The organism is Helicobacter canis, assembly GCF_900451095.1.
Taxonomy (GTDB): Bacteria; Campylobacterota; Campylobacteria; order Campylobacterales; family Helicobacteraceae; genus Helicobacter_B; species Helicobacter_B zhangjianzhongii.
Map to the genome: position 1 here is coordinate 1317536 of NZ_UGHV01000001.1, position 14467 is coordinate 1332002.

The following is a 14467-nucleotide window of genomic DNA, read 5'->3' on the forward strand; positions in this document are numbered from 1 at the left end:
AGAAGTAAAGCGTGGGCGGTTATTTGATAAGTGCGCTTAGTGTTTTGAAGCTTGGGTGCTTGGCGGTGTGCATAGCACCAAAGAGTATGGATTCTACATTTGTGATCTTTGCTCCAGAATCTGCCATAAGCTGCAGGGCATTGTGGTGATTGGCTGGATCGCGTGAGCTTAGAGCGTCATTTGCCACCCATACTTCAAAGCCGAGCTTGCGTGCGTGCAGGACGCTTTGCAGCACGCAGATATGGCTCTCTATGCCGCAAATAAGCAGATTTCGCACGCCAAGGGATTGTATATGTGCAGTAATTTGCTCATCGCCAAAAATGCTAAAAGAGACTTTCTCTAGCACAAGGGCTTGCGGTGTGTTGGATTCCGCTGGGTGCGGTGCTAGGGTGGGGTGAAAGTGGATTCTAGGATCGGTGCTGCCTAGACCTTTTGGATATTGCTCGGTGATAAGGATTGGGATTTGCAGGGCGGCTGCTCCGGCAAGCAGGGTGTTTGTCTTATGGATAATGCGAGAAGACTCCCACATCGCAGGCACAAGCTTTTCTTGCACATCAATAACTACAAGCGCACTAGAATCTAGCCTAAACAATCCATAAGAAAAATGCTCCATTTTATGTCCTTAAATTATGCCCTTTGTCGTGTGCCTAGAGCTTTGAGACGATCGCTTCTGTATCTTGAGCGATGATTAGCTCCTCATTTGTTGGGATCACGCATACTTTGACCTTAGAATCCGGGGTTGAAATGATGGCTTCTTGTCCGCAGGCATTGTTGGCTTCAGTATCGAGCTTCACGCCTAAAAACTCCAAATGCTCTACAATCATTCCGCGGATAAACTTGGCATTTTCACCCACACCGCCACAGAAGCTAATGGCATCTACACCAATAAGCACCGCGCAATAAGAGCCGATGTATTTTAAGACACGATAGGCAAATGCCGCGCGTGCAAGTTTGGCGCGCTCATCGCCCTTGAGATCTGCATCTAAGAGATCTCTAAAGTCGCTTGATAGACCAGAGATACCAAGCACACCGGATTTTTTGTTTAAAATATTCACGATTTCTTTGGTGCTTAGTTTTTCTCTATCGGCGATATATTCTAAAATGGCTGGATCTAGATCCCCGCTTCTTGTCCCCATAATCAACCCTTCAAGCGGAGTTAGCCCCATACTTGTATCCACAGATTTGCCATTTTTCACCGCACAGATAGAAGAGCCATTGCCTAGGTGGCATACGATGATTTTGGAGCTATGATAATCTAGCCCAAGAAATTCCGCTGTCCTACGGGAGACATATTTATGGCTTGTGCCGTGGAAGCCATATCTACGCACTTTATGCTTCTCATACCACTCATAAGGCACGCCATAGGTGTAGGCTTTTGGCGGCATACTTTGGTGGAAAGCTGTGTCAAAGACACCGACCATAGGGACATTTGGCATAAGCTCTTGGCACGCTCGCACGCCGATGATATTAGCAGGATTGTGCAGTGGAGCTAGCATAGAGCATTCAGCAACTTCGCTTAAGACTTTTTCATCAATAAGCACAGATTCTTTGAAATACTCTCCACCATGCACAAGTCTATGTCCCACGGCAGAAATCTCTGCTAATGAACCTACCGCGCCTTTATCGACTAGGTGCTGCAAGACAAGCTGTATGGCTTTGGCGTGGGATTCTATGGGGGTTTTTGTGCTGAGTTTTTCTCCCTTGTCGTTTTTGTAGTTTATCTCACTTCCATCAAGACCGATTCTATCGCATATCCCTGAAGCTAGCACCTTGGTCGTGCTTGTTTGTATGAGCTGAAATTTCAACGATGAGCTTCCGCAATTGACAACTAAAACATTCATACTCTCTCCTTGTGAGTTGTGATATGGCGTGGTGTAGCCTAGCATTGGGACTGCCTTTAAGCAATCGCAAATCTAGTGTAGGGGATTTCGGCTTAATGCACAAAAATTTACAAAATGCATTTGGGATTTTGTGTAGTTTTAACACATTTTATAATGGGATTTTTATGTATAGTGGAGAAGTGCCTGTGATCATAGGCAAGATTGGGGAATATTTGTTATACAATCGTGGGTAGATGTTTAGATTCTACGCATTTATTGTGTTGATATGGGTGGCATAAGTGTGCGGTCAATAAGACTGCTTGGCAGTGCAAGTGCGCTAAGGAGCATAGATTCTAGTGCGCGCTGCTCGCCATTGTCGCTCTCGTGGTCAAAACCTAGTAAATGCAATAATCCGTGCAAAAAGAGCAGGCATAATTCATCACAGAGACTATGGGTGCGCTCATCGCTTATGCTTGTGGCTAGGGGTAGGTTTATCACAATACTTCCTAGTGGGATTGGTGGGGGTTGTGGGGATTTTTTGGATTCTGGGATGTGCGGAGCGGTAGCAATCGCGCTTGTTGCGCTGGCTTTATGATCTAGGCTTGTAGGATCTTGCTTGGGCATATCTAGCGGTGCAAGCGGGAAGCTTAGCACATCTGTGGCATAGTCTTTGCCCATAGATTCTAGGTTAAGCGTGCGCATATCTTCTTGACACACCAAAATGACTTCAATGTCTTTTTGCAAGAGTGGGGCTGTGTGCTCTAGGTGGATTCTAGCGTGCATTAGCTCTTGGCTTGATGGCGCGTGCGAGATAGTGATGGCTTGGAGTGTTTCTACTATGTCGTGTAGCTTTTGGTGCAAGGTTTGTAGCGAGATGGAATCTAGCTTGTTTGTCGAGTCAGTTAGCTCAATCATTGCGCCTCCTTAATATGCTGCAAAAAGTGGATTCTAGGTAGATTTTAGGATTTGTAGCTAGTGTAGAGAATCCATAATATCCACGGCTTTTATAAGTCGGTCTTTGTCAAAGTGTGTGTAGATTCTACTTGTGTTTAGATCTGCGTGTCCTAGGGCTTCTTGGACTAGGACTAAGTCTTTGTGCTTTTGATAGAGCAAGGTGGCAAAGGAGTGGCGCAACATATGTGCGCCCATTTTTTCCTTTTTTATCCCAATGTTTAAGAGCATTTTACGCACGATCCCATAGACATAGGGCTGGCTTAGGGGCTTGCCTTTTTTGTTGCAAAAGAGTAGGTTGCTCTGGATATTTGGGATTTCTTCTCGCAGAGTAAGCCAGCTGTGCAAAAGCTGCTTGATATGCGAGGCTTTGATCATCACCACGCGGTATTTATCGCCTTTGCCTTGAATGGTTAGCATAAAGACATCGTTTTCTTGGATTACCTTTTGTGCTTGGAGATTGATCGCCTCGCTTACGCGGATCCCGGTGTAGATGATAAACTTTACAATCAAGCGATCTCTAGCTTGGGTTTTAGCAGGCAAGGGCGTGGTATCAATAGAGTGTAAAAACCGCTCTAGCTCATCAGTCTTTAAAAAGGTCGGGAGCTTCACGCCGCTTTTGCCACGCGTGCCGGCTAGGTTTTTTAGCTCGATGTTAAAGATATAGGATTTGCCTGATTCATCTTCATTATGCTTATCAATAAAGCCAAAAAAGCCGATTAGTGCTATGCGGTAGTTGCGTTTAGTGGCATTAGAGAGTCTAGCAGTGCTTAGGGTGATAAACTCTGCTAAAAAAACTTCATCAATCTCTTCTAAATCCTGTATCCTAGAATCCTGCAAAAATCTCCCGAGTCGCAAAAGTGGCAGAGCGTAGGTGTTGATCCCTGTCATACCGCTATTTCTGGCTTGCTTGATAGACTCGGTTAAGTGGGCTAGGCTCGTGGCATCACGGATAGAATCTAGACTTTTGCTTAGAGTGCTTGAGTCGTGGATATGGCGGTTGGAGAGAGTGGTGATTTTGTGGATAAAGAATTTTCCAAGCCAAAAGACATAATTGCCTAGCAGCGTGGAGCGAGATCGCAAGGGGTAGGTCATAGAGAGCCTTGTGAGAAATTTGGGCATTATAACATTACGCTATCAATAGATACAATAAAATAAAAGCTTAAAATAAGTAGAATACGCGCAATTGTGCTAAGGAGTAGAGATGAAGAGACAAATTTGGTCAAATCGTTTAACTTATATTTTAACAGTAGCGGGAGCTACCATAGGCTTTGGAGCGACTTGGCGTTTTCCTTATCTTGTGGGCGAGTATGGCGGAGGGGCGTATGTGGCTGTGTTTGTGCTGGCGATGCTTTTTGTGGGGATTCCCATTATCTTGGTAGAAAATGTCATCGGCAGAAGAGCGCATACAAATTGTGTCGATGCCTTTGGTAGTGTGCCAGAATCCACAAAGCCTGTTTCTAGATTTTGGAAGATCTTTGGCTATATGGGTATGCTTGGGGCTTTTGGGATTTTGGCGTATTATATGGTGATTGGTGGGTGGGTGATCTCATATATCGTGCATATTGTGCAAGGGGTTTTACAAGGCTTTGGGCTGGCTTTTGGAGGGCTTGATGTAAGTGCGCCTTTGCAAAAGTCCCAGACTATCGCATTTTATGAAGAGCATATAGAAAATGCTCCGTGGCAGATAAGTCTTTTTACCTTTGTGTTTGTGGCGATCAATTGGCTTATCTTGCGTAAAGGTGTCATCGATGGGATTGAGCGATCAGTGAAATATCTTATGCCTCTTTTGCTGCTCTGTCTTGTGATAATGGTAGCGCGCAATCTCACGCTAGAAGGGGCTATAGATGGCGTTAGATTCTACCTTGTGCCAAACTTTAATGCCATTAGCGCGGAACTTTTCTTGTATGTGATAGGGCAGGTGTTTTTCGCGCTCTCGCTGGGCTTTGGCGTGATGATCACGCTCTCTTCTCACCTTGATAAGCAGGAAAATTTGATTAAAACCTCTCTTTTTACCGGCGTGATCAACACACTCATTGCCGTGCTAGCGGGCTTTATGATCTTCCCTTCACTCTTTAGTGCTAATCTCGCTCCAGATTCTGGTCCTTCGCTTGTGTTTAAGGTCTTGCCCATTGCATTTTCACATATGCACTTTGGTAATCTTTTTGCTATTGTGTTTTTTGTGCTGCTGATTGTAGCGGCACTTACGACTTCTATCACGATCTATCAAGTCATCATTAGCGTATTAGAAGAGAAGTTTCACCTATCGCATAATGCCGCCATAAACTCCACGCTTTTAGGGGTGTTTGTGCTAGGAAATATCCCTTGTGCATTAAGCTCTTCTGTGCTTGCAGATGTGGTGCTTTGGGGGAGGGGTGTGTTTGATACATTTGATTTCCTTAGTGGGAATATCTTTTTTGTCATCACAGCCCTTGGGGCGAGTGTTTTTGTGGGCTTTGTGCTAAAAGAAGAGGCTATCCAAGAGCTATCTAATGGCACCAATGCCCCAAGGTGGCTGCTAAAAGGGTGGCTGCATTATGTGCGCTATGGTATCCCTGCAATCATCATCGCCATTTTTATCGCAGGGCTTTTAGACCTTAAGCCCACAAAGCCAGCTCGAGAGTCCAGCACACAAGCATATAATGAGCGCGGTGCTTTCTACCACCAGCCATATCAAATCGCAAGTTAAAGCAGGGAATATGACACTACAATCTCTAACACAAAAGCAGCATAATGATCTCATAGAACGCGCGATAGAGTTTGCTGCAAGTCTGCAAGAGCGCGTGCAAGATAGTATTGCTACACACGAGAAGAGCTTCTACTACAAAATGCAGCACATCATCGAGAATCCAGAATATAAAGCTCTTTTTATGGAATTGCTAGATTCTAGTGTGCTTAGCAATAATCCCGCACATAGCCACAAGCTTATCGAGCGCATATTGCGCCGCTATGAGTTTGGGGAGTTTTTCACTCTCTATGAAAAGATGTTGCTATATATCTTCTTGCAAGTAGGGAGATATGCCCCTAGCCTTAGTGTGCCGTTTTTTATCAAGCAAATTAGAAAAGAAGCAGGCTTGATGATGCGCTTTAGTATGCCGACATCTAGCCCAAAAAGTCATATTGCTAATTACTACTTCATCGCCAAAAAGGCTCTAAGTCAAGAGATCATTAAAGACAATATCACAATGTGTAAAAAGGCATTAGACAACAGCCATATCACGCATATTTCTATCAAGCCTAGCGCGTTTTTTACCCAGATGTGGGAAGGGAGCTTTATACACTCAAGAGATGAGCTAGCAAGGAGTCTAAAAGAGCTTTTTGCCTATGCAAGCAAGCAAAGCCAAGCCCAGAATCTGCCAAAGATCATCACACTTGATATGGAGGAGCATCGATTTTTGCAGCTTAGTGTGAGTGCCTTTATGGAAGCCCTTAGTGGATATAGCGAGCTTGAAGCAGGGATCGCACTGCAAGCTTATATACCAGAATCTTTCTCCTATCTTATGCAGCTTTGTGCTTATGCAAAGGCTAGGGTGGATTCTGGGGGTAAGCCCGTGCATATCCGCTTGGTCAAAGGCGCAAATATGCAAGCTGAAAAATTTTATGCCGCTAAGCATAATGGAAGGCTGCCGATGTTTAGCCAAAAGCTTTGCACTGATGCTAATTACAAAAAAATGCTGCATTATCTCATAGATAATGCCCATTATCGCCATACTAAGCTGGGGGTGGCTAGCCATAATGTCTTTGAGCTTGCCTATGCATATATGCTTTTGCAGCATTGCGTGGAGCCAGAGTATAGGGAGCATTTTGTCTTTGAGATGAGTATGGGCATTAGTATGCAGGCAAGTAGGATTCTAGGGGAGTATCATACGCTTATGCTCTATACTCCTGTATGTGATACTTCATCGTTTAAGGAGGCTATCGCCTATTTATTGCGCCGCCTTGATGAAAACACCGGAGAAGAAAACTTTATGGCAAGCTACTATGCGATGCGCGTGGGTGATAGTGCGTGGCAGGCGCAAAAGGCGATGTTTTTGGACTCTTTGGCATATATCCCAAAGCTCTCTTGCGCACCTATTGCTGTGCAAGATCGAGCAGCAGTGCTAGATCTGCAAAGTAGCGATGGTGTCTATGAGACTGATACGGAGTTTTTCACCCAAGCAAATTACCAATGGCTCACCAAAGCACTAGCCCAAGAGCTACCCAAAGACACGATACAAGCCGCATACATCAAAGAAGCCCAAATGCTTTATGGCTTTGATGGGAGAGAGATTAGGAAAGTGGCGTTTGCTAAGGGGTTTGATGAGAATATCGTGCCAGCTTCATTGAGTAGGCTAGAAAATCTCATAGCAATCTTTAGCAAAGCCACGCATCTTTTGCAAGAAAAACGAGGGCAAATAATCACAACCGCAGCCTTAGAGATTGGCAAAGTCCCTATGCAGACAGATATGGAGATAAGCGAGCTTATCACTTTGCTACGCTTTTATCCTAAGTCATTACAAGATCTCTGTGATACGCACGCGCATACATCATTTATGCCAAAGGGTAGGGGGCTTGTGATAGGGAGTGCGCATAGTCATTTAAGCATAAGCTTCGCCCCTGTGCTTGCAAGCCTTGCCTGTGGGGATCAAGTGGTGTTTAAGCCCTCATCACTTGTGATTGGCAGTAGCTATATGGTGTGTGAATGCCTATGGGAGGCTGGAGTCCCGCGAGATATGCTATGTTTTGCCCCTATGCAAAGAGAGGATTTTAGGCAAGCTTTAGCAAATATGCGCACAGATTTATTTGCCTTTGCCGTTGGGTTTGGGAAGAGATCAAGCCTAGAATCCATTGCCACTGCACAGCCTATGCTACCGCTTATCGCCCACCCTACTGCCACAAATGCAATGATCATCACGCAATTAGCTGATTATGATCAAGCCATTAAACACGCGATTAGCTCGGCGTTTTTTTATGGAGGGGTGGGGGTTAGGAAGCTATCGGTGCTGATTATTGAGCAAAGTGTGCTTGATGATACAGGCTTTATGCAAGGAGTGCTTGCGTGTGCTAGATCCCTACACTATGGCACGCCTTATGCACTGCAAAATGCCCTAGGTGTGGTGCTGGATTCTAATCACACATTAGAGGCGATACAAGGGGCGTTTGCCCTAAAGCCACAGCGCGATGGGCAGTATATGGGGGCTGGTATTATCTATGCTAGTGCCAATGAGCTTAGCGCGATAGATAGGGATCTGCCACTGCTTTATATCATCAAAGCCGATGATATAAAGCACGCCATAGCCCTAGCAAACACGCTAGATAGCAATATATGCGCCCTAGAATCGCGCGATGAAGATGAGTGGGTGTATTTCCGTAAGAATGCCAAAGCACACACTTTGCTTATCAATGAGCCTACAATCCACACAGCAAGCGCGAAGATCATCACGACCCCATCAGGCTCTTTGTCGCATACAATCGGCATTTACAATGATATTATCCATTTTGTGCGCCCTGTGCCAAATGCTTGTGATGAAAACCTTGCTACAAGTATCATTGAGCCAAAGTTTAAGCGGCTTTTGGCAAGCGGGGATATAGTGGATTCTAGGCGCAAGGCGTTGGAAAACGCACTCAAAAAAGCCAAGAGTTATGTGTATTACCGCAATACAGAATTTATGCTATCACACGATTGCGCACTTGAGTATGGCGCGAAGCATTTGCTAGATTATAAAGCAATTAGCACGCTTGCTTATCGAGTCAGCAGCAATGATAGCTTAGAAGATGTGCTAGGGGTCATAATCGGTGCGCAGGCGTGCAAAGTGGAGCTTATAGTGAGCTTTGAAGCAATAGATGAAGACTTGGCATTTTTGCGTGAGAATCTAGCAGGGCTTGGGCTTATAGCGAAATTTGTGCAAGAATCCTTGCAGGATTTCATCGCTAGAATCCCACAAAATGATGTTATCCGCTACCACACAAAAGCTAGTGCTATGGATTCTATCTATCAAGCAGCCGCTATTTCTCATAAGCGCATTATCCCTGATAAGCCTCTTGATAACGGCAGGTTTGAGCTGCTTTGGTATTACAGAGAGAGAGTGATAAGTATCGTGCATCATCGCTATGGAGTATTTGCTGAAAACAAGCTTGCCAAATTGCTTGAATAGTGGCTTGAGTGGTGGTGATATAAAGGCTATTTTTTTAATGTGGCACGATAGATGAGCAGCCCTATGGCTACTAGGGCAAACACAAGGCTTTCAAGTAGTAAATCTTGCAAATTGTCCATACAAGCTCTAGACATTGAATCTAAAGTGCAAAATATCGCCATCTTGAACGATGTAGTCCTTGCCCTCAGCGCGCATAGCCCCAGATTCTTTAGCCTTGCTCTCACCGCCATATTTGATGAAGTCTTCATAGGCTATGGTCTCTGCACGGATAAAGCCCTTTTCAAAGTCATTGTGTATCACAGCGGCTGCTTGTGGGGCTTTGGTGCCATTTTTGATCGTCCAAGAGCGCACTTCTTGCACCCCAGCAGTAAAGTAGCTAATAAGCCCTAGTGTGTAGAAGCTCGTGCGGATAATCTGCTCTAGTCCAGATTCTGCACAGCCCACAGAAGCGAGCAGCTCCTTTCTCTCATCATCATCTAAGCCTATCATCTCTTCTTCAAGCTTGGCACAGAGCTTAATGACAGGCGATCCCTTGCTTGCACCAAAATCTCGCACTTTTTTGACAAACTCATTATCGCTTTCTAGTGCGCTTTCATCAACATTTGCGCCATAGATCACTTGCTTTGCGCTAAGAAGTCGTAGCTCTTTATTAAGCGCGATGAAGTCTTGTGTGTCTTTTTGTGCAAAGTTGCTGGCTGGTTGGCTGGATTCTAGGTGGGCAAGCAGGGATCTAGCCAGCTCTAGCATAGCATTTGCTCCCTTTTGGGATTTGCTTTCTTTCTCAAGCTTTGCAATGCGTTTTTGCACGCTTGCAATATCAGCTAGCACAAGCTCTAGCTCGATAATCTCAATATCTGCGATGGGGTCTATGCGGTTTTCTATATGGGTTATATCATCATCTTCAAAGCAGCGCACAATATGCAAAATCGCATCGGCTTCTTTGATGTTGGCTAAAAATTGATTCCCTAGCCCCTCACCCTTGCTTGCCCCCTTGACAAGCCCCGCAATATCCACAAACTCCACTTGAGAGTGCATAACGCGCTTTGGCTGCACGATTTTAGCAAGCTCCAAAAGCCTAGGATCAGGCACTTCTACAATCGCCTTGTTAGGCTCTATGGTGCAAAAGGGGTAGTTTGCTGCTTGGGCGTTTTGGGCTTTGGTTAGGGCGTTAAAAGTGGTGGATTTACCCACATTGGGCAAGCCTACGATACCGACAGAGAGTCCCATCTACTGCTTCCTTGCTTTGCTTATCTTGCTTATATCTTGCAAGAATCTAACCCCCATTCTCACGCCTGCTCCACTTGCTCCATATGGGTTAATATCCCATTCTTTTGCCACAAACGCTGGTCCAGCGATGTCGATATGTAGCCATTTGTCCTTGTAGGATTCGCGGATAAACTCTCCTAAAAACATTCCCGCACTAATTGCCCCACCATAGCGAGATGAGCTGACATTGCTTACATCAGCAATTTTGGATTCTATAAGCTTTTTGATGTGGCGGTTAAAGGGCAGGATAGCCACTAGCTCGCCAGAATCGAGCGCGCTTTGGGTGAAGTCAAGCTGGAGCTTTTGATTATAGCCCATAACACCGCTTGTATATTCCCCAAGCCCTACGACACAAGCCCCTGTAAGTGTCGCAAAATCAATAAGCACATCAGGGTCTAAATCCTGTGCATAGCTTAGGCAGTCTGCTAGCACAAGTCGCCCTTCAGCATCGGTGTTGCCTATTTCTATGCTTTTTCCCTCGCGGGAGATTAGCACATCATCTGGTTTATACGCATTGCCGCCGATCATATTCTCACACGCGCCGATAATGCCGTGTATTTCTAGGGGTAGCCCTAGCTTTTCTGCTGCAAGCATAATGCCTAGCACTGCACAGCCGCCACTTTTATCTGCTTTCATTGTTGTCATATAATCACTTGGCTTAAGGCTTAGCCCACCACTATCATAGGTAAGTCCCTTGCCTACTAGCACGACTTTTTTCTGTGGATTCTTAGGCTTATAGCTTAGGTGGATTAGGCGCGGGGATTTACTTGAGGCTTTAGCTACGGCTAAATATGCGCCCATTTTTTCCTTTTTGAGCTCTTGCTTTTTTAGGATCTTGCACGATAGATTTGTGCCTTTAATGAGATCTTGTGCGTAGTTTGCCAGATATTTTGGCGTGGCGATTTGCGGAGGGGTATTGACTAAATCGCGCGTGATATTGACAGATTTAGTGATGATTTTTATCTCATCGAGTTGTTTGGAGAAGTCTTGCACGCGCTCTTTTGTAGCTCCTGCAGAATCTGTATCATAGGATTCTAGGCTGATGAGAATCTCGCGCAAAGAGCTAGGCTGCTTTTTGCTTAAGAATGTATCAAAGCTATAATCTCCAAGCAATGCTCCTAGCGTGAAAGCTGCCATTATGCTTGTATCGCTACTCTTTGGCAGTGTGTAGAATCCAATTTTGGCACTTTTAAAGGGGTAGGATTTTAGTGTTTTTACAGCGGTAGCTCCAGCTTCGCGCATAGAATCCACTTCTAGCGACCCTAGTGGGATATAGAGTGTTTTTGCTTGCTGGTGCAGCACAGGGGATTTGTGCTGGTAGGCAAGATCGTGTAGGAATTTTTGATCAATCCATTTGTGTTTGGTGTTTTTATTTATGACAAATACGATAGCGACATCGGCTTTGATAGAGGTGAAAGACTCTTTATGTGCGGATATTTTTAGCATTAGTGATCCTTTGAAGTGGTTTTGGTGATTTGGCTTTGGAGTTTATCGATTTTTTTATCGATTTTTTGTGTGCGTGATGAGAAAAACCACCACACCCCACCAAGAAATGCGCAAGCAAAAATAACAAAAATATATGGATGGGCTTTAAATAGCTGTAAAAACTCTAGAATCTTATCGCCAAAGACCCAAGCAAGCAAAATGGTGATCGCCGCCCACACCCACGCGCTGATAAGATTGATAATGGCAAATTTTAACGCAGAGTAGCGTGTGAGCCCTATGCTTATGGGGATAATGGTGCGCATACCATACATATATCTCTGGATAAAGATAATACTCCAGCCATATTTTTGCAAAAGCAAGTGTGCTAGGGCAAGTTTGCGCCTTTGCTTTGAGAGATGTGCTTGGATATAGCCTTTGTTGCAGCGACCGATGTAGAAATAAATTTGATCGCCCACAAATCCCCCAAGCCCAGCGATAAAAATCGCAAGCCAGACATTTAAATGCCCCGTGTGGCTAGCAATACCGGCAAAAATCAATCCAAGTTCGCCTTCTAAAATACTCCAGCAAAACAAAATCACATAGCCCCAATCTGCTACATAATTTTCCCATAAATTTACAATTGCTTCTTCTAAGGAGAAGTCGGATTTCATCATATATGTTACAAGCCCACCAACTAGCACAAGAAGAAATGTGCCAATAATAATGCTTTTGTAGTGCTGTTTGAGTGCTTTCATCAGCAGTCCAATATATTCATAAAGTTTGTTGTAAGCTTTTTGTGTCCTTCTAGCTCAACTAGGCGGATTAAGAAGCACGCCTCTATGCACTCTCCACCAGCTTTTTCAATAAGCTTAATACTTGCAGCAGCAGTCCCACCTGTGGCGAGCAGATCATCGACAAGCACGACTCGCGCCTTTTCTCCACGCTCCTGCACACTTGCAAAGGCATCTTGGTGGATTTCTAGCGTATCTGTGCCATATTCTAAGGCATATTCTTGCGAGTAGGTTGCAAATGGGAGTTTGCCCTTTTTCCTAATGGGGATAAAGCCAACCCCCAAGGCATAAGCTAGCGCAGATCCAAAAGTAAAGCCCCTAGATTCTATCCCCACAATATGTGTGATGTTTTGATTCACATAGCGAGCTTTCCAAAAGGCGATAATCTTGTGTAGGCACTCTGCATTCTCTAAGATTGTAGTGATGTCATAAAATAAGATTCCGGGCTTTGGATAGTCTGGGATCTCTCGCAAAGTATTGCGGACTTGTGTGCTAAGCTCTTGTAGGTTTTGTGCGTTTGCCATAGTGTTCCTTTGCGTGTGGATTGAGATTATAGCGATTACAACAAGGCTTCGATTTTTTGCTCTAGGTCTTTTATGCGCGTGCGGTATTTATCTGTCTCGACACGATATTGTGAATTACGCTGCTTGAGCGTTTTGATCTCATTGCGCAAGGAATTCATCTCTTGCGTGAGAATATCGATATTTCCTAGTGCGCGTTGTAGTTGTAATTGATGCTTTTGGATAAGGATTTCGGCTTCTTGGAGTGTGAGTTTCATCGCTGCGGCATTATGCTCGGCTTTTCTCGCCACGGATTTATAAAACATCGTTTTTGAGACCATATACAGCACAAAAAGGACAAAGATTGTGCCAGCAAACCACTTTAACGCTAGATCCATATTAGCTCCTATCGAGTTTCCCCACACGGCAAGTGTGTCGCCCGCCTTCAAACTCTGTGTGTAAAAATGCTTCAAGCATAGATTCTACTTCGCCCTCACCGCTTATGCGCGCCCCAAGACACAAGACATTAGCGTCATTGTGCTTGCGTGTGATTTGTGCCATATATGCGCTTGTGCAAAGTGCAGCGCGAATACCGGAGAATCGATTGGCACTCATACTCATACCTATGCCACTGCCACAGATCAAAATCCCCTTTGCTTGCTCGCCTGCTTCAAGCACGCGCTCGCAAAGTAGCTTGGCATAATCAGGATAATCCACTCTCTCTTGCTTATCGACCCCCAAATCGCACACTTCATAGCCATTTTGTAAAAGCCACTGCTTGATAAAATGCTTTAATGAGAATCCAGCGTGATCGCAAGCTATAAAAATCATTTATTTCTCTCTTATAGTGGTAGCAAAAATCGCAGAAGCATTGTAGCAGGATAAAATAAAATGCTAGATAAACTTGGGATAAATAATATGACAAAGACAATAAGCATTCCATAAGGGGCGATGGATTCTAGGAATTTAGCAAATGTGTAGAGCCTAAATTTCAGCGCGGCAAAAAGCAGGGCTTGAGAGCCATCAAGAGGGGGGATTGGCAGGAGATTAAAGACACATAGCACGACATTGTATTGGATAAGATATAAGAGTAGTAGCACAGAAATGCTGCCAACAAGGCTTTGCATACTCAAATCAAGTATATCGCTAAAAAGCAGCATAGAAGCAAAGAGGGCTAAGGCTAGATTGTAGCTCACACCCGCTAGAGCCACACCGATAGCCGCTCCATAGCCACGAGAATGGATAATGAAGCGTATATCAATAGGCACAGGCTTTGCCCAGCCAAAGAGAAAGGGAGCTTGCGCGATAAAGAGCACAACAGGGACGATAATCGAGCCTAGTAGATCGATATGCTTGATAGGATTTATGCTAAGTCGCCCAGCGTGCTTGGCAGTAGGATCTCCATAGTGGTAAGCCACAAGCCCGTGCATAATCTCGTGCCCTATAATGCTTATAAGCAGGGCTACTGCCATTATGATGATTTGCAAAGCGTGCTGGGATAGAGAATCTAGCATAGAATCCACCACAAAAAGCTATTTGGATACGATATGCCTAGAATCTATCGTAGCGGACTTTGCGGT

The 14467-nt window shown here is 44.7% G+C and carries 13 protein-coding genes; 2 read left to right on the forward strand and 11 right to left on the reverse strand.

Annotated features, from left to right (window positions below; translation table 11 throughout):
• Positions 1-19: 19 nt before the first annotated feature.
• From DX060_RS06150 to DX060_RS06170, 4 genes are all read right to left on the reverse strand, one after another.
• Positions 20-613, reverse strand: coding sequence for an isochorismatase family protein (locus DX060_RS06150; protein WP_115011638.1), 594 nt, complete (start codon positions 611-613; stop codon positions 20-22).
• A gap of 34 nt (positions 614-647) precedes the next feature.
• Positions 648-1841, reverse strand: coding sequence for an acetate/propionate family kinase (locus DX060_RS06155; protein WP_115011639.1), 1194 nt, complete (start codon positions 1839-1841; stop codon positions 648-650).
• Positions 1842-2093: 252 nt separating this feature from the next.
• The gene (ybeY, locus tag DX060_RS06165; protein ID WP_115011641.1) at positions 2094-2735 is read right to left on the reverse strand and encodes an rRNA maturation RNase YbeY; all 642 of its coding nucleotides are present in this window, start codon (positions 2733-2735) and stop codon (positions 2094-2096) included.
• A gap of 57 nt (positions 2736-2792) precedes the next feature.
• On the reverse strand, positions 2793-3866 hold the full coding sequence (locus DX060_RS06170; RefSeq protein ID WP_115011642.1) for a tyrosine-type recombinase/integrase: 1074 nt from the start codon (positions 3864-3866) through the stop codon (positions 2793-2795).
• A 109-nt stretch (positions 3867-3975) separates the two neighbouring features.
• Between DX060_RS06170 and DX060_RS06175 the strand changes: the two genes are divergently transcribed.
• Together DX060_RS06175 and DX060_RS06180 are read left to right on the forward strand one after the other, a co-directional pair.
• Positions 3976-5460, forward strand: coding sequence for a sodium-dependent transporter (locus tag DX060_RS06175; RefSeq protein ID WP_115011643.1), 1485 nt, complete (start codon positions 3976-3978; stop codon positions 5458-5460).
• A 10-nt stretch (positions 5461-5470) separates the two neighbouring features.
• A complete protein-coding gene (locus DX060_RS06180) occupies positions 5471-8905 on the forward strand; it encodes a proline dehydrogenase family protein (RefSeq protein WP_181814216.1) in 3435 nt (1144 codons plus the stop codon).
• A gap of 126 nt (positions 8906-9031) precedes the next feature.
• On the opposite strand, the gene ychF is transcribed toward DX060_RS06180, so the two are convergent.
• From ychF to DX060_RS06215, 7 genes are all read right to left on the reverse strand, one after another.
• Positions 9032-10132, reverse strand: a complete 1101-nt coding sequence (ychF, locus tag DX060_RS06185) for a redox-regulated ATPase YchF (protein ID WP_115011645.1) — start codon at positions 10130-10132, stop codon at positions 9032-9034.
• Positions 10133-11617, reverse strand: coding sequence for a leucyl aminopeptidase (locus tag DX060_RS06190; protein WP_115011646.1), 1485 nt, complete (start codon positions 11615-11617; stop codon positions 10133-10135).
• Entirely contained in the window at positions 11617-12267 is a 651-nt protein-coding gene (locus DX060_RS06195; RefSeq protein WP_258552317.1) for a DedA family protein, read from the reverse strand. The genes DX060_RS06190 and DX060_RS06195 overlap by 1 nt, the downstream gene beginning before the upstream one ends.
• 83 nt (positions 12268-12350) lie before the next feature.
• On the reverse strand, positions 12351-12911 hold the full coding sequence (apt, locus tag DX060_RS06200) for an adenine phosphoribosyltransferase (protein WP_115011648.1): 561 nt from the start codon (positions 12909-12911) through the stop codon (positions 12351-12353).
• Positions 12912-12946: 35 nt separating this feature from the next.
• Positions 12947-13285: a hypothetical protein gene (locus tag DX060_RS06205; RefSeq protein WP_115011649.1), complete on the reverse strand. Its 339-nt coding sequence runs from the start codon at positions 13283-13285 to the stop codon at positions 12947-12949.
• Between the two features lies 1 nt (position 13286).
• Positions 13287-13718: a ribose 5-phosphate isomerase B gene (rpiB, locus tag DX060_RS06210; protein ID WP_115011650.1), complete on the reverse strand. Its 432-nt coding sequence runs from the start codon at positions 13716-13718 to the stop codon at positions 13287-13289.
• Between the two features lie 11 nt (positions 13719-13729).
• A complete protein-coding gene (locus DX060_RS06215) occupies positions 13730-14401 on the reverse strand; it encodes a site-2 protease family protein (RefSeq protein ID WP_115012325.1) in 672 nt (223 codons plus the stop codon).
• Between the last annotated feature and the right edge of the window lie 66 nt (positions 14402-14467).